This window comes from Streptomyces sp. ActVer, assembly GCF_027270795.1.
Taxonomy (GTDB): Bacteria; Actinomycetota; Actinomycetes; order Streptomycetales; family Streptomycetaceae; genus Streptomyces; species Streptomyces umbrinus_A.
Genome location: NZ_JAPWHT010000035.1, coordinates 1 through 14582, shown reverse-complemented (window position 1 = coordinate 14582; position 14582 = coordinate 1). Strand labels below are relative to the sequence as shown.

General features: G+C 71.5%; 15 protein-coding genes and 1 pseudogene. 8 read left to right on the top strand and 8 right to left on the bottom strand.

Going from position 1 to position 14582, the window contains the following annotated elements; all coding sequences use genetic code 11:
- Positions 1 to 174 precede the first annotated feature (174 nt).
- Positions 175 to 942 carry a class I SAM-dependent methyltransferase gene (locus tag O3Q52_RS08680; protein ID WP_269648223.1) on the bottom strand — a complete coding sequence of 256 codons (768 nt, stop codon included), beginning with the start codon at positions 940 to 942 and terminating at the stop codon, positions 175 to 177.
- 207 nt (positions 943 to 1149) lie between these two features.
- Between O3Q52_RS08680 and O3Q52_RS08675 the strand changes: the two genes are divergently transcribed.
- Positions 1150 to 1635, top strand: a complete 486-nt coding sequence (locus O3Q52_RS08675; protein WP_269648222.1) for a PaaI family thioesterase — start codon at positions 1150 to 1152, stop codon at positions 1633 to 1635.
- A 42-nt stretch (positions 1636 to 1677) separates the two neighbouring features.
- On the opposite strand, the gene O3Q52_RS08670 is transcribed toward O3Q52_RS08675, so the two are convergent.
- Genes O3Q52_RS08670 through O3Q52_RS08660 form a run of 3 tightly spaced genes read right to left on the bottom strand, consistent with a single transcriptional unit; the run spans position 1678 to position 4698 of the window.
- Positions 1678 to 3171: a tripartite tricarboxylate transporter permease gene (locus O3Q52_RS08670; protein WP_269648221.1), complete on the bottom strand. Its 1494-nt coding sequence runs from the start codon at positions 3169 to 3171 to the stop codon at positions 1678 to 1680.
- 1 nt (position 3172) lies between these two features.
- Positions 3173 to 3715, bottom strand: a complete 543-nt coding sequence (locus O3Q52_RS08665; RefSeq protein ID WP_269648220.1) for a tripartite tricarboxylate transporter TctB family protein — start codon at positions 3713 to 3715, stop codon at positions 3173 to 3175.
- On the bottom strand, positions 3712 to 4698 hold the full coding sequence (locus tag O3Q52_RS08660) for a tripartite tricarboxylate transporter substrate binding protein (RefSeq protein ID WP_269648243.1): 987 nt from the start codon (positions 4696 to 4698) through the stop codon (positions 3712 to 3714). The genes O3Q52_RS08665 and O3Q52_RS08660 overlap by 4 nt, the downstream gene beginning before the upstream one ends.
- Positions 4699 to 4977: 279 nt before the next feature.
- On the opposite strand from O3Q52_RS08660, the gene O3Q52_RS08655 reads away from it, so the two are divergent.
- A complete protein-coding gene (locus O3Q52_RS08655) occupies positions 4978 to 6639 on the top strand; it encodes an ATP-binding protein (RefSeq protein ID WP_269648242.1) in 1662 nt (553 codons plus the stop codon).
- Between the two features lie 5 nt (positions 6640 to 6644).
- Complete coding sequence (locus O3Q52_RS08650) at positions 6645 to 7385, top strand: response regulator (RefSeq protein ID WP_269648241.1); 741 nt, start codon at positions 6645 to 6647, stop codon at positions 7383 to 7385.
- Positions 7386 to 7498: 113 nt separating this feature from the next.
- Here O3Q52_RS08650 and O3Q52_RS08645 read toward each other — a convergent pair whose 3' ends face one another.
- On the bottom strand, positions 7499 to 8278 hold the full coding sequence (locus O3Q52_RS08645; RefSeq protein ID WP_269648219.1) for a DeoR/GlpR family DNA-binding transcription regulator: 780 nt from the start codon (positions 8276 to 8278) through the stop codon (positions 7499 to 7501).
- A 181-nt stretch (positions 8279 to 8459) separates the two neighbouring features.
- On the opposite strand from O3Q52_RS08645, the gene O3Q52_RS08640 reads away from it, so the two are divergent.
- Both O3Q52_RS08640 and O3Q52_RS08635 read left to right on the top strand, forming a co-directional pair.
- Positions 8460 to 9344, top strand: a complete 885-nt coding sequence (locus O3Q52_RS08640) for an SIS domain-containing protein (protein ID WP_269648218.1) — start codon at positions 8460 to 8462, stop codon at positions 9342 to 9344.
- Between the two features lie 11 nt (positions 9345 to 9355).
- The gene (locus tag O3Q52_RS08635; RefSeq protein WP_269648217.1) at positions 9356 to 10213 is read left to right on the top strand and encodes a class II fructose-bisphosphate aldolase; all 858 of its coding nucleotides are present in this window, start codon (positions 9356 to 9358) and stop codon (positions 10211 to 10213) included.
- A 4-nt stretch (positions 10214 to 10217) separates the two neighbouring features.
- Here the strand turns inward: O3Q52_RS08635 and O3Q52_RS08630 are convergent, their stop codons facing one another.
- Both O3Q52_RS08630 and O3Q52_RS08625 read right to left on the bottom strand, forming a co-directional pair.
- Entirely contained in the window at positions 10218 to 10520 is a 303-nt protein-coding gene (locus tag O3Q52_RS08630) for a hypothetical protein (RefSeq protein WP_269648216.1), read from the bottom strand.
- Entirely contained in the window at positions 10517 to 11296 is a 780-nt protein-coding gene (locus O3Q52_RS08625) for a phytanoyl-CoA dioxygenase family protein (RefSeq protein ID WP_269648240.1), read from the bottom strand. Before O3Q52_RS08625 ends, O3Q52_RS08630 begins: the two co-directional genes overlap by 4 nt.
- Before the next feature lie 175 nt (positions 11297 to 11471).
- On the opposite strand from O3Q52_RS08625, the gene O3Q52_RS08620 reads away from it, so the two are divergent.
- On the top strand, positions 11472 to 12248 hold the full coding sequence (locus O3Q52_RS08620) for an AraC family transcriptional regulator (protein WP_269648215.1): 777 nt from the start codon (positions 11472 to 11474) through the stop codon (positions 12246 to 12248).
- A 27-nt stretch (positions 12249 to 12275) separates the two neighbouring features.
- On the opposite strand, the gene O3Q52_RS08615 is transcribed toward O3Q52_RS08620, so the two are convergent.
- Positions 12276 to 13445 carry a methyltransferase gene (locus O3Q52_RS08615; RefSeq protein WP_269648214.1) on the bottom strand — a complete coding sequence of 390 codons (1170 nt, stop codon included), beginning with the start codon at positions 13443 to 13445 and terminating at the stop codon, positions 12276 to 12278.
- A gap of 75 nt (positions 13446 to 13520) precedes the next feature.
- Between O3Q52_RS08615 and O3Q52_RS08610 the strand changes: the two genes are divergently transcribed.
- Both O3Q52_RS08610 and O3Q52_RS08605 read left to right on the top strand, forming a co-directional pair.
- A complete protein-coding gene (locus tag O3Q52_RS08610; protein ID WP_269648213.1) occupies positions 13521 to 14171 on the top strand; it encodes an alpha-ketoglutarate-dependent dioxygenase AlkB in 651 nt (216 codons plus the stop codon).
- A gap of 84 nt (positions 14172 to 14255) precedes the next feature.
- Positions 14256 to 14582 (top strand): annotated as a pseudogene (locus tag O3Q52_RS08605) (ROK family protein); the annotation flags it as partial.

Here is a 14582-nt window from a genome sequence, read left to right as displayed (position 1 = left end):
TCCTGACGCGGCTCCTCGTGACGCGCCTCATCGCGCGAGGGTGCGGTGGTCCCCGGGCTCGGCGGAGGGTGTCTCGGATACCGCTTCGGCCATGAAGTCCCTTTGTCCGTACGGCAGTTCGGGCGCTGGCAGCCCCAAACACCGCCCGCTCAGCAGTAGTCGGCCGCGACCGCTTCAGAGTTCCCGCGCATCGGCGGAGAGTTCAGGACGGGTCCCTCGCACGATCAGCCGCTTCGCGTGGTTGTCGTACGGGCCGCCGTCGAAGTCGCCGTAACAGCACACGTCGGTGAAGCCGGCCGCCTCGAAGAGCGCGCGCAACTCGGCCGCGCTGTAGAGGAACGAGGTGATCGACGCCTCCCGCGCGATCCCGTCGCGCACGAGCGTCCAGTCGGTGCGCAGCCGCGTCCAGCTGTCCAGCACGGTGTCGCGCTGCACCACGTACGCGCCGCCGTCCAGCTCGACGAGCTGGGGCCGGCCGATCCAGCCCGCGAGGACCTCCTTGCCCATCACGTCGATGAGCAACTGGCCACCCGGCACGAGCGAGTCGTACGCGTTGCGCAGCACCCGCTCGTTGTCCTCCGGGGCGTCGAAGTAGCCGAACGACGTGAAGACGTTGAGCACCACGTCGTACGAGCGGGGCTCGACGTGCGTCAGCATGTCCGCCCGCACCAGCCGGACTTCGGCCCCGGCCTCCTCGCACACGGCACCGGCACGCTCCAGCATGACCGGACTGAGATCCACCCCCGTCACCGCGTATCCGCGGCGGGCCAGGGGCACCAGATACACGCCGGGTCCGCAGCACAGGTCCAGCACCCGGCTCCCGGGCGAGAACTCCAGCAGTGGCGACTTTGCGACGATGCCCTCCGTCTCCGTACGCCTGCGCCCGGAGAACATGGTCTCGGAGAAGTCCGACCAGAATCCGTCGTCCTCGTACCAGTGCATACAGCTGCAACCTCGATTCAGGGCCGGACGAGCCGCACACCGCAGCGCAACGGCCTCGTCAGTGCGGGGCTTGTTGTTGCAGTGGTCGGACGGGGACGCCCTGGAGTTCCCGGCGGTTGCCGGTGGTTGTCGGCGGATCGTGCGCGCCGCACGCACTGGGCACCCTCGGGACACCCGGCCGTAAACGGGGCGTGCCACGCTGCGCCGATGGACATGACCCCGCTGGCGCGCTCGCTGCTGGAACCGATACCGGCGCACCGGACCGCGGGCGTCGAGGTGCTCCGGGCCGCCGACGGCCTGGCCGAGATCGCGGCGGACACCCCCGAGGCACTGACGAACGTCATCGGCTCGCTGCACTCCAGCGGCCTCGTCGCCCTGGTGGACGCGGCCGGTCTGGGAGCGATCATCGCCGCCGCGGCGCGCCCCGAGGATTTTCAGGGGGTCGTGCCCCTGGGGGCGGCGGCCTCGCTGGAGTTCCTCGCTCCGGCGCGCGGGCGGCTCGTGGCCACCTGTCGTCTCACCGACGAGGCTCGGCGCGCTCTGCGTCCGCTCCTCGACGGGCAGACCGACCGGGCCCGGTTCTCCACCGGTGCCGAAGTCACCGACGCCGAGGGGACTTTGGTGTGCCGGGGGACCTTCGACTGGAGTGTCCGGCGGACCGCGCCCCCGGCGACGCGGCACCACCCGGAGTGAGGGAACGAGGTTCCCGGCGCCCGTCGGGGCACCGGGAACCGATCAGGCCTCCGCTCGCTTCCGCACCACGAGCTTCTTCAGGAGCGGCCAGGCCAGCAGCAGCACGATCACCACGTACACGGTCACCGAGAAGGGCGTGTTGACCAGTCCCGAGACGCTGCCGTCGCTGATCTGCAGGGCACGCCGGAGCTGCTGTTCCGCGTTCGGGCCGAGGATGACGCCGATGACGGCGGGCAGCACCGGAAGCCCGTAGCGCCGCATACCGAAGCCGATCAGGCCGATGACCAGCAGGATCACCAGGTCGATGACCTCGCCGCCGACCGCGTACGCGCCGACCGCCGCGAAGAACATGATCCCCGCGTACAGGTACGGCCGCGGGATGCGCAGCAGCTTCGCCCACACCGGCGCCAGCGGCAGGTTGAGCGCGAGCAGCAGCACCATGCCGACGAAGAGGGAGGCGATCAGGCCCCACACCAGGTCGGGTTCGCGCTCGAAGAGAAGCGGGCCCGGCTGGATGCCGTACTGCTGGAAGGCGGCCAGCATGACCGCCGCGACCGCCGTGGTCGGCAGCCCCAGGGTCAGCATGGACACCAGCGTGCCCGCCGCCGAGGCCGACGCCGCCGACTCCGGCCCCGCCACACCCTCGATCGCACCCTTGCCCCAGTCGTCCTTGTGCTTCGACAGACGCTTCTCCGTCACGTACGACAGGAAGGTGGGGATCTCGGCGCCGCCCGCCGGGATCGCGCCGAACGGGAAACCGATGACCGGTCCGCGCAGCCACGACTTCCAGGTCCGCCGCACGTCGGCCTTGCCCAGCCAGGGCCGGCCCACCGGTATCGGCTCGCCCGGACTGCGCCGCAGATGCGCCGCCACCCACAGGGCCTCGCCGATCGCGAAGAGACCCACCGCCACGATCACCACGTCGATACCGTCGGCGAGTTGGAGCGAGCCGAAGGTCAGCCGCTGCTGCCCGGTCATCTGGTCGAGGCCGACCAGCCCGATCGTCAGTCCGATCAGCAGGGACGCGAGACCCCGGATACGGGACGAGCCCAGCACGGACGTCACGGCGATGAACGCGAGCACCATGATGGCGAAGTAGTCGGGCGCGCCGATGTCCACCGCCAGTTCGGCGACCGTCGGCGCGAGCATCACCAGCAGGATCGTGCCGATCAGACCGCCCGCGAAGTGGCCGATGGCGGCGGCCGCGAGCGCCTGCGCGCCGCGCCCCGACTTGGCCATCGGGTTGCCCTCCATGGCCGCGACCACGGCCGCGCTCTCGCCCGGCGTGTTGAGCAGGATCGAGGTGGTCGAGCCGCCGAACATCGCGCCGTAGTAGATACCGGCGAACATGATGAACGCGCCGATCGGGTTCAGGCCGTACGTCACCGGCAGCAGCAGGGCCACCGCCATCGCGGGTCCGATACCGGGCAGCACACCGATCGCCGTGCCGAGCAGCACGCCGATGGCGGCCCACAGCAGGTTGATCGGGGTGAGCGCCGTACCGAACCCGTCCATCAGGGAGTTGAGGGCGTCCATGTCACAGCACTCCCATCAGCGGGCCGCCGGGCAGCGGTACCCCGAGCAGGTTGTTGAAGATCACGTACGTGGCGAGGGAGAGCACGGCCGCGATGAGCGGGTCCCGGTCGAAGCGGCGGCTGCCGAGCGCGAAGGCCGCTCCCCAGAAGAGGAGCGCACCCGCGACCGGAAAACCGACGGGCTCGATGAGGACGGCCGCGCCGAGGAACACCCCGGCGAGCAGCAACACCGTGCGCCAGTCCGCCGGTTCGGACAGATCGATGTCCTCGCCGCCCTCGGCCTCGCCACGGCCGCCGCGCAGTACGTCGACGGCGAGCAGGGCGGCGATGACGAGGAGCCCGATACCGACCACGATCGGCACGGTCTTCGGCCCGACGGGACCGCGCTGGGTGATCTCGACGTCCATGGTGAGCGCGTCGCCCAGGACGAGCGCGCCGAGGGCCAACAACAGGACGCAGACGCCCAGTTCGGAGTGGTCGCGCAGCCACGAGCGCCGTTCGTCCGTGGGCGGCGTCGGGGAGGCTTCGGTGGTCGGCGTCGTCACAGTCCCAGCTCCTTCAGTACCGAAACCACGCGCTTGTCCTGGGCGTCGAGGAAGTCACCGAACTTCTCGCCGGTGAGGAAGGCGTCGTCCCAGCCGTTCTGCTGCATCGACTTCTGCCACTCGGGGGAGTCGTGCAGCTCCTCGACGAGGCGTACGAGCTTGTCGCGCTCGGCGTCCGACAGGCCGGGCGGGGCCACGATGCCCCGCCAGTTGGTGAAGTCCACGTCGTAGCCGGACTCCTTCAGCGTGGGCGCGTCCGCGAGTTCGTCGACCCGCTCCGGACCGGTGACCGCGAGGATCCGCAGCTCCCCCGCCTTGATCTGGTCGAGGTACTCGCCGACACCCGACACCCCGAAGGCGACCTTGTTGCCGAGGATCGAGGCGAGCAGCTCGCCACCGCCGTCGAAGGGCACGTAGTTGACGTCCTTCGGAGCGATACCGGCGGCCTTCGCCATCAGCATGGGCGCGAGATGGTCGGGCCCGCCCGGCGAGGAACCGCCGCCCACCGGAAGCTTGCCCGGGTTCTTCTTCCAGGCCTCGACGAGCTGGTCGATCGTCTTGTACGGGGAGTCCTTGCCGACCACCACGACGTCCTGCTCCTCGGTGAGCCGGGCGATCGGGGTGGTGTCGGCGAGCGTCTTGGGCGCGTCGTTGGAGCGGACCGCGCCCACGACACCGAGGCCCATCGACATGGCGAGCTTGCCGTTGCCGTGCTCGCTCACCAGCCGGCTCAGTCCGACGGTGCCGCCGGCGCCGGGCAGGTTGAACACCTCGATGTTGTGCGTGAGTTCGGCGTCCTCGGCGTTCTTCGCGGCCGTACGGGCCGTGATGTCATAGCCGCCGCCGGGCGTGTTGGGGACCATGAAGCGCAGGCCCGGGATCTGCGTGCCCGTCGCGGAATCGCTGCCCGCCGTGAGCAACGGAGGGCCCACGAGCACGAGCACGGCGGCCCCGAACAGGGCGAGGAGGGTGCGCAGGCGCACGAATGCCACCACCTGTCGGTACGTCGATGAGGTCGGGGGAAGCCCTGTGGGGAGGGTGACGTGGGCCACATGTTGCCCGTACGTCGAACGTCTGTCTCTCTTCCGGAACCAACGGAGGTTGTGGTCTTTGTGGCCACCGGCGTCGGTCGTGAGGATACGGAGGGAGTTCTGTCCCGGCTCCCCGCTCGCCCCTTTTCCCCGACGTGAGCGGGGTCCATGATGGTGCGACCCCAGGACGAGCCGCCCAACGCCGTGTCGGCCCGAGAGATTGAGTACGTCGTGGTCGCCACCTTCCGCCGTCAGACCCTCGCGGGCGAGATGCTGGTGCTCCAGCTCGCCATCGTCGTGGTGGTGCTGCTGGCCGTCGCCGCGGTCTCCCTCGCGCAGTCGGAGGCGACCTTCAACCGCGTGGAGGGCCGCCGCGTCGCCGCGCTGGCCGAGCAACTGGCCGCCAACCCCCTGGTCCGCAGCCAGCTCGTACGGCCCGTGCCGCTGGAGGCCCTCGCCCCGCTGGTGAACTCCACACAGACCCAGTCCGGGGTCACCTCCGTGACGGTGACCGACGCCGACGGCCGGATCGTCAGCTCCACGAACCCCACGGCGATCGGCGACCGGCTCACGCTCGGCGAGGGCGCCGCCGAGGGCCGGGGCTGGTCGGGCTCGCTGACGCTGGACGGCAGCCGCCAGCTCGTGGCCCAGGTTCCGGTACTCGGCGCGACACAGCAGAACCTCGGTCAGTACCTGGGCACGGTCATGATCGGCGAGGCCGACCCGACGGTGTGGCAGCGGCTCAACGGCGCGTCCTCGTACCTGCTCGCCTACCTGGGCATCGCCAGCGGACTCGGCCTGGTGGGCTCCTGGCTGCTGGCCAGACGCGTCAAACGGCAGACCCTCGGCCTGGAGCCCCGCGAGATCGCCGGCCTTGCCGAGCACCGCGAGGCGATGCTGTACGGGATCGCCGAGGGCGTGATCGCCCTGGACCCGCAGCACCGGCTCACCCTGGCCAACGACATGGGCCGCCGCCTGCTCGACCTTCCCGAGGACTGCGTGGGCCAGAGTCTGGCCGAACTCGGCATCGAGGGACGGCTGCGGGACGTCCTGGTGGGCGACCGGAAGGGCGCGCCCCACGAGCGCGACGAGGTCGTGATCAGGCACGGCCGGGTGCTGGTGATGAACCGGATGACCGTCACCAAGGACGGCCGTCTGCTCGGTTCGGTCACCACCCTGCGCGACCGCACCGAGCTGGCCCGCCTGGAGCGGGAGATCGGCTCCTTCCGCAGCTCCTCCGAACTGCTGCGCGCCCAGGCCCACGAGTTCGCCAACCAGCTGCACACCATCTCCGGGCTGATCGAGATCGGCGAGGAGGACGAAGTCGTGCGCTACATCCGCGCGTTGAACCAGCGCCGCCAGTCGCTGGACGTCACCCTCAGCCGACGTGTCCGCGACACCGCCGTCGCCGCCCTGCTCATGGCGAAGGCCTCCCTGGCCGCCGAACGGAAGGTGCGGCTGCGGATCTCCGACAGCACCGCGCTCGACCGGCTCGTACCGGAGGACGCCGCCGACGTGGCGACCGTGGTCGGCAACCTCGTCGACAACGCCGTGGACGCCGCGTCCGCCGCCGGGGTCGCGGGTGAGGCGGAGGGCCACGAGGCCTGGGTCGAGGTCGAACTGCGGCAGGACGCCTCCAGCGTGGAGATCGTGGTCCGTGACTCGGGTCCCGGCGTGGCTCCGGAACTCGCCCGGGAGGTCTTCCTGCACGGCTTCACCACCAAGGCGGCCCAGGAGGGCGAGCGCGGTATCGGCCTGGCGCTCACCCGGCTGGTCTGCGAGCGTCACGGTGGTGAGATCTCGGTGACCAACACCCCCGAGGGGGCCATGTTCACCGCACGCATGACCGTCAGCCACCTCACCGACGCGGTGGCGGAAGGAGCGGCCCGATGAAGGGGATGAAAGGCACGTCCGATACGCCGGAGACGCCCCGTGGGCCGGGCACGTCCGTCGCGACCGGCACGATCGACGTGCTCGTGGTCGACGACGACTTCATGGTGGCCCGCGTCCACCGCACCTTCGTCGAACGCGTCGAGCCGTTCCGGGTCGTCGGTGTCGCCAACACCGGCGAGCAGGCCGCCCACGCCGTCGACGAACTGCACCCGGACCTCGTCCTGCTCGACCTCTACCTGCCGGACGTCTTCGGCCTCGACGTCATCCCCCGCCTGCGCACCTCCGGCCACGACTGCGACGTCATGGTCATCAGCGCCGCCCGGGAGGCCGACACGGTCCGCGGCGCCGTCCGCCACGGCGTCGTCGACTACCTCCTCAAACCGTTCGAGTTCGAGGACCTGCGCGCCCGCCTGGAGCGCTACGCCGTCCAGCGCGGCCGCCTGCTCGCCACCGTCGTGCACGGCCAGGCCGACGTGGACCGGGTCCTGGCCGGAGCGCCCGTCCCGGCCTCCGCCGCCGGCACCCTCCCCAAGGGCATGAGCGTCGAGACCGCCGAACTGATCGAACGCACCCTCCGCACCGCCGAGGGCACCCTCTCCGCCGCCGAGTGCGCCACCCTGGCCGGGATCTCCCGCGTCAGCGCCCGCCGCTACCTGGAACACTTCCACACCGTCGGCAGCGCGGACGTGACGTTGCGCTACGGGGCGGCGGGGCGGCCCGAGCGGCGGTACCGGTTCCAGGGCTGAGCGTCCCGCGGGTGGCCGGTACTTCGTCTGCGAGGCCGTCGTGCCTGGTCGCGCCCACGCGGCGGAGCCGCACATCGACACAGTCCCGCGCTCCTTCGGGTCGCGGAGCCGATTCAGACGGCGACGACCGTGACGCCCGCCTCCTCGAACCGCCGCACCATGTCCGCGTTCACCGCCACGTCCGTGACCAGCGTGTCCACCGACTCGGCCGCGCAGATCCGGGCGAAGGCCCGCTGCCCCAGCTTGCTGGAGTCGGCGGCGACGATCACGCGTTCGGCCCGCTCGCAGAGCAGGCGGTTGATCGCGGCCTCCGCCTCGTCGGTCGCCGCCGCGCCGTGGGTCACGTCGAGGGCGACCACGCCGAGGACGGCCACGTCGAGGGTGATCTGGCCGAGCACGCCGTCGGCGAGGGGGCCGACGAGCTCGTACGACTGGGGGCGGGCGACGCCGCCGGTCAGCACGATCTTGAACTGGGGCCGCACCGCCAGCTCGTTGGCGATGTTGAGGGCGTTCGTGACGATCGTCAGGGCGGGCGAGCCGGATGCGAGATCACTGCGTACGGCCAGCGCGCGGGCCACCTCGGTGGTGGTCGTGCCGCCGGTCAGGCCGACCGCCTCGCCGGGCGCGACGAGGTCGGCCACCGCCTTCGCGATGCGCTGCTTCTCGGAGGCGTGGCGGGCCGTCTTGTAGCGCAGCGGCAGCTCGTACGAGACGCCGTGCACGACCGCGCCACCCCGGGTGCGTACGAGCATCTGCTGCTCGGCGAGCTGGTCGAAGTCGCGCCGGATCGTGGCAGCCGACACCGCCAGCTCTGCCGCCGCCTCCTCGACATCCAGCCGGCCCCGCTCCACGAGCAGCTCCAGCAGCGCCTGCCAGCGGGCGTCGCGCGACATCCGCACCCTCCGTCCGTCGATCCGCGAAGTGACCCGAACGATCCGTGCGTCGCTCCGCGCAGCGGCCGTTCCCTGATCTTTCGGCGACCCTAACGCACACCGTTCACTCAGGAATGCTTGATTGTGCTCGAAAGCTGGCTATATCTTGCACGAACAATCATCATGACGGAGAGGACGCGGTGTGAGCCACGTGGAGAACGAGCTGAAGAGCCAGCCCGAGTGCTGGGCGCGGGCCGCGGAAGAAGCCGCGGGCCACGGGGATGTGCTACCCGCCACCGGGGAGCGGGTAGCCGTCGTCGGCTGCGGCACGTCGTGGTTCATGGCACAGGCCTTCGCGGTGCTGCGCGAGCAGGCGGGGCAGGGCGAGACGGACGCCTTCGCCGCCTCCGAGTTCCCGCACGGCCGCGCGTACGACCGGGTGGTCGCCCTGACCCGCTCCGGCACCACCACCGAGGTGCTCGAACTGCTCGGCCGGCTGAAGGGGCGTACGCGGACGGTCGCGATCACCGCTGATCCGCGAACTCCCGTGATGGAGGCGGCGGACGACATCGCCGTGCTCGACTACGCCGATGAGAAGTCCGTGGTGCAGACGCGGTTCGCGACCACCGCGCTCACCCTGCTGCGGGCGCACATCGGGCTGCACGGCGACGCCGTTGTCGCCGACGCCCGTACCGCGCTGGCGGAGCCACTGCCCGAAGGGCTCGTCGACTGCACGCAGTTCACGTTCCTCGGGCGCGGGTGGAGCGTGGGGCTCGCGAACGAGGCCGGGCTCAAGATGCGTGAGGCCTCGCTCGCGTGGGCCGAGGCCTATCCGGCGATGGAGTACCGGCACGGGCCGATCAGTGTGACCACCGCGGGAACCGCGACCTGGATGCTGGGTGAGGCGCCCGAGGGGCTGGCCCAACAGGTGCGTGACACGGGCGCGTTGTGGGTCGGGGGCAAGCTCGACCCGCTCGCCGAACTCGTCCGCGCCCAGCGCCTCGCCGTGGCCGTCGCCGCGGCCCGGGGTCTCGATCCCGACCAGCCCCGCCACCTCACCCGCTCGGTCATCCTCACCACGCCCTGAAGGGGGAGTCCATGTCTCTCGCAGCAGCCGGAGAGCTGGTCGCCCGGGCGGCCGCGTCCCGCACCGCCGTCGCGGCGTTCAACGTCATCACGCTGGAACACGTCGAGGCCGTCGTCGCCGGGGCCGAGGTCGCGGACGCGCCCGTCATCCTCCAAGTCAGCGAGAACGCGGTGAAGTTCCGCGGCGGACGACTGCTCCCGCTGGCCCACGCCGCGAGCGCCGCCGCCGAACACGCCTCCGTACCCGCCGCGTTGCACCTCGACCACGTCCAGAGCGACGAGCTCCTGCGGCAGGCGGCCGGCGCCGGTTTCAGCTCCGTCATGTACGACGCGGCCCGTCTCCCGTACGCCGAGAACCTCGCGGCCACCCGGGCCGCCACCGACTGGGCGCATGCCCAAGGACTGTGGATCGAGGCCGAGTTGGGCGAGGTCGGCGGCAAGGCGGGGCAGCCGCCGCTGGACGCCCACGCGGCGGGTGCCCGTACCGATCCGGCCGAGGCGCGCGCCTCCGTCGCCGACCCCGGCGTGGACGCCCTGGCCGTGGCCGTCGGCAGTACGCACGCCATGACCACCCGCACCGCCGCCCTCGACCACGATCTCCTCAAGCGTCTCGCCGCGGCCCTCGACGTGCCGCTCGTGCTGCACGGCTCGTCCGGTGTGCCGGACGCCGAGCTGAGGGCGGCCGTCGCGGGCGGCATCACGAAGGTGAACGTCGGCACCGCCCTGAACATCGCGATGACCGGAGCGATCAGGGACTACCTCACCGCCCATCCCGAGGCGGTCGACTCCCGCAAGTACCTGACCGTGGGACGGGCGGCGATGGCGGAGACGGTGACCCGGATCATCCGGGTCCTGGGCACCACCGGCTGACACCTCAGCCGGCGTCCACGACCTCCACGATCTCCGTGCCCTCCACGAGCTTCTCGAAGAAGAACTCGTGCTTGAGGAACGACACGTCGTACTCGCTCCCCGGGTACGGCGGGATCAACTGGGCCGCCTGGAACAGCCGCCAGCCGTCCCGCAGGGCGCCCACCCCGGACTTGTACGGGGGCTCGTCGCTGTCGCCGGTGGTGGGAGACGTGCGCCCGGTCCCGTCGTACACCGACCAGCCGACCACCGGCGAGTCCAGGGCCGACGTAGCGAGATAGAGCACCAGCACCTGCTGTCGGACCGTCATGCGACCTCCTCCTGAGGGCGGTTGGAGACGCGGGTCACCCAGTGCTCCAGGTCGAAGGACTCGTCGCCGGTCAGGGACCGCCACAGCAGCACGCGGTTGTAGATCTCCAGCCGGCCGGTGGCGGGCTCGTACCAGGGGAAGGTCGTCGAGAGTTCCTCGGCCACCCGGGGATCACCGAGGTCCGAGGTGTCCCACAGCCGTCGCTGCCGTACGGCCGGATTGAAGCGGATCTTGAACATGTACCGCACCGCGTCGCTGTCGTTGCGCCGCCCGCCGTGCCAGAGGCCGTGGTGCAGAAACACCACGGTCCCGGCCGGGCAGACGAGCCGGGACTGGCCGAGCAGGTTCTGGTAGCGGCCGGTGTCCGTTTCGTTCGTACGCCGCAGATGGCTGCCCGGCACGCTGAGGGTGCCGCCCATGTCGAGGGTCACGTCCTGCGGGTAGTACATCAGCTGGACGTCGAAGGCATCGGTCCGCACGTCGATGATCGCGTCGCCGTGCAGCGGCTGCGCCGACCCCTCACGGGGCTCACGGACGTGCACCGCGTGGTGGTCCACGCGCGGGTCCGGGCCGACGAGGCTGCGCAGGGCCCCGGCCACGGCCGGGATGTCGAGGAGCCGCCGGGCGAAGGAGCCCTCGGGATAGGCGTCCGCCACCGCGCTGCCGTACGGCACGCCAGGGACGCCCCGCCCCAGGAACCCGATCGCCTCGGCGTTCATCTCCGCAGGCACCACCGCGTCGAGGCGCAACGAGCCGTGGGCCACGAAATGCGCCATCCGCACCGAGCTCAGCAGCGGAGCGACCTCCGAGCTCAGCAGCGGCGAGACAGAGGGACGGACAGGACGAGGGAGAGGCGGCGGGGGATGCTCGGGATTCGTCATGGTCCGAACGTACGGAGCGGGGCCCGTCCGGCGCGTTGGCCCGTTTCACCACCGCTGGTAGTTTTTCACCATGCGCGAGACGGAGATCCACCTCGGGGAGCCGCCCGTCGTCGCCAACGCGGGCGTCGGCGTGCACGGCGTCGCGAGCCGTACGGACGTCTTCCGGCTGCCGGAGCTGTGGCAACTGCATCTGTACCAGTACGAGGCCGAGCTGACCGTCGACGGAACGGCGCACGTCATCCGTCCCGGCCGAGTCAGCCTCGTACCGCCCGGCGCGACGGTCCGCTACCGCTACCGGGGCCGCTCGGAACACCTGTACGCGCATCTGCGCATCGCCCATGCAGGGGCACCGCGCACCGTGCCCGTGATGCAGGACGCCGGACCCGAACTCCCGATGCTGACCCGGCTGTTGCTCCAGGCGGTCGCTTCCGGGCCTGGCGAGCCGGAGCGAACCCGTGCCGAGATCTGGACGGCCCTGTGGCGCATCGCCCATCTCGCCCCGGCGGCCGAGCGGCCCGGACCGCACCCCGCCGTCACCGCCGCGATCGCCTATGTCGAGGCGAACCTGGCCGCCCCGCTCACCGTGCCCGCCGTGGCCCACGCCGCGGGCGTCTCGCACAACCACCTGACCCGGCTCTTCCGCGCCACCACGGGCGGCACCGTCGTCGCGTACATCCGGCGCCGCAGGCTCGACCGCGCCCACCACCTGCTGCGGGCCTCGACCCTGTCGATCCCGGCGGTCGCCGCGTCGGTCGGCATCCCCGACCTGCAGGCCTTCAACAAGGCGTGCCGACGCGAACTGGGAGCGTCACCGCGAGCCCTGCGCGGCGAGACGAGCGCCGCCTGAACCCCATCGGGCGCCTGCGAACGACCCTCAGGACTCCGCGGACTCCTTGACGGCCTTCAGAACCACGAACTTCGCGTCGCTCGCGACCAGTTGGCTGTTGCCGAAGAGGCGCCGCAGCTTCACGTGGTAGCCGAGATGACGGTTGCCGACCACCCACAGCTCGCCGCCCGGCCGCAGCGCCCGACGCGCCCCGGTGAACATCCGCCAGGCGGTGGCGTCGGACGTCGCCTGGTGCGAGTGGAAGGGCGGATTGTTCAGCACGAGGTCGACGCTGGCGTCCGGAATGCCCTCAAGCCCGTCGCCGACGCGGAACTCCGCCTTGCCGTACTCCACCGTGTCGTCGGTGTTCGCCCAGTACGTGGCCTCCGCCGAGGTCACGGCCTGGTACGACTCGTCAAGGAACAGCGTCTCGGCCCGAGGCCGCGCCAGCGCCATCGCCGTACCGACGACTCCGTTGCCGCAGCCCAGGTCCACGACGCGCTCGGCCCCGCCCTCGTACGGCAGGTGCTGGAGGAAGAACCTGGTGCCGATGTCGAGGCGCTCGGCGCAGAAGACGCCCGCGTGGTTGACGACCTTGCGGCCGGAGGCGGGACCGATCCCGTCGGGCAGCGTGTAGCTGTGCGGCCACGGGTTGGCCGGTCTGGTGATCCCCGGATTCGGCGTGCAGAAGATCAGCCGGGCCTTCTTCTCGGCCAGCGAGGTCCGGGTGGGCCCGAGGATCCGCTCGAACAGCTTCAGCGTGGAGGTGTGGATCTCCTTCACCATGCCGGTGCCGATGACGACCGTCCCCTCGTGCACGGCGGGTGCCAGGCGCAGCAGCTGGTCCTCCAGGAGCGCGAGGCTCTTCGGCACCCGCACCAGCAGCACGTCGACGCGGTCGACCGTCGGATCCTGGGTGGTGAGGAGGCGTACGGAGTCCTGGGCCGCGCCGTTGCGCGCCAGATTGGCGCGGGTCGCCTCCCGGGTGAGGAACGACTCGGTGATCTGCACCGGCCGGTGAGCCCGGAGGGCCGTGGTGAGGGCGCCCCACCGGTCGCCGACCACGACCACCGTGCCGTCGAGTGCCTGGTCGCTTTCCGCGAGATGCTTCAGCAGATACTCGTCGGAGGCGTCCCACGCACGGAGCTGGTCACGGGAGTCCTCGGGGAAGCGGGCCAGCGTCAGCTCGGCCGAGGGGGTCGTCATACGGTCGGTCATTGGGTCCAGGCTATCCGAGGCGCAGCTCAGGGGGTTTCCGGCGTCCGCCCGAGCACGTGCGCGAGGATGGGAGCCATGGACGCCGAGCTGTTCCCCCGGGCCCGTACGGAGATCGCGCCGGGCGCCGTGCACCTGCCGGACTGGCTGACCGCCGAGCGCCAGAGCGAACTTCTCGACGCCTGCCGCGCCTGGGCACGCCCGCCCGCGGGGCTGCGCACGGTCCGCACACCGGGCGGCGGCACGATGACGTCCCGGCAGGTCTGCCTCGGCCGGCACTGGTACCCGTACGGGTACGCGCGCACGGTCGTCGACGGGGACGGGGCGCCGGTGAAGGAGTTCCCCGGGTGGCTGGGGGAGCTGGGCCGCCGCGCGGTCGTCGACGCGCTCGGCCCGGAGGCGGCCATGGCGGCGGCGTACGACATCGCACTGATCAACTTCTACGACGCCGACGCCCGCATGGGCATGCACCGCGACAGCGACGAGAAGTCCGACGCTCCGGTGGTGTCGCTGAGCCTCGGCGACACCTGCGTCTTCCGCTTCGGCAACACCGAGTCGCGGACCCGCCCCTACACCGACGTGGAACTGCGCAGCGGCGACCTGTTCGTGTTCGGCGGGGACGCCCGGCTCGCGTACCACGGGGTGCCGCGCGTGCACGCGGGCACGGCGCCACCCGAGTTGGGCCTGACCGGGCGCCTGAACGTCACGCTGCGGGTGAGCGGCCTCTAGGGCGGCGGGTCCATCCGGCTCGTCCGGTTCGTTCGGGTCGTTGCCCTGGCCACGGGACGACCGGATCATGGGAGACTCGCCCTCATGAGCGGCAATGCGGCCCCCAGAGCGGCGGGAGAAGGAAGCACCAGGACACGCCTGGACCGGGGGCGGGGTGCGCTCGGGCCCGCCCTGGAACTCGTGCACACCGGACGCGCGCCCACACGGGCCGTACTCACCGCCGAGCTCGGCGTCACACGGGCGACGGCAGGCGCGGTCGCCGCGGAACTCGAAGCACTCGGACTGATCCACGTCGACGCGCGCCCCGGCGCGGCCGCCGGCTCACAGGGCCGCCCCTCGCACCGTCTCGAACTCGCCGAGGACGGCCCCGTGGCGCTCGCCGCCCAGGGGCACGCCGGCGGCTTCCGCGAG

Coding starts and splice junctions, on each gene's coding strand:
- O3Q52_RS08680 (WP_269648223.1), bottom strand. CDS start 942: ATGCACTGGTACGAGGACGACGGATTCTGGTCGGACTTCTCCGAGACC.
- O3Q52_RS08675 (WP_269648222.1), top strand. CDS start 1,150: ATGGACATGACCCCGCTGGCGCGCTCGCTGCTGGAACCGATACCGGCG.
- O3Q52_RS08670 (WP_269648221.1), bottom strand. CDS start 3,171: ATGGACGCCCTCAACTCCCTGATGGACGGGTTCGGTACGGCGCTCACC.
- O3Q52_RS08650 (WP_269648241.1), top strand. CDS start 6,645: ATGAAAGGCACGTCCGATACGCCGGAGACGCCCCGTGGGCCGGGCACG.
- O3Q52_RS08645 (WP_269648219.1), bottom strand. CDS start 8,278: ATGTCGCGCGACGCCCGCTGGCAGGCGCTGCTGGAGCTGCTCGTGGAG.
- O3Q52_RS08635 (WP_269648217.1), top strand. CDS start 9,356: ATGTCTCTCGCAGCAGCCGGAGAGCTGGTCGCCCGGGCGGCCGCGTCC.
- O3Q52_RS08630 (WP_269648216.1), bottom strand. CDS start 10,520: ATGACGGTCCGACAGCAGGTGCTGGTGCTCTATCTCGCTACGTCGGCC.
- O3Q52_RS08625 (WP_269648240.1), bottom strand. CDS start 11,296: ATGGCGCATTTCGTGGCCCACGGCTCGTTGCGCCTCGACGCGGTGGTG.
- O3Q52_RS08620 (WP_269648215.1), top strand. CDS start 11,472: ATGCGCGAGACGGAGATCCACCTCGGGGAGCCGCCCGTCGTCGCCAAC.
- O3Q52_RS08615 (WP_269648214.1), bottom strand. CDS start 13,445: ATGACCGACCGTATGACGACCCCCTCGGCCGAGCTGACGCTGGCCCGC.
- O3Q52_RS08610 (WP_269648213.1), top strand. CDS start 13,521: ATGGACGCCGAGCTGTTCCCCCGGGCCCGTACGGAGATCGCGCCGGGC.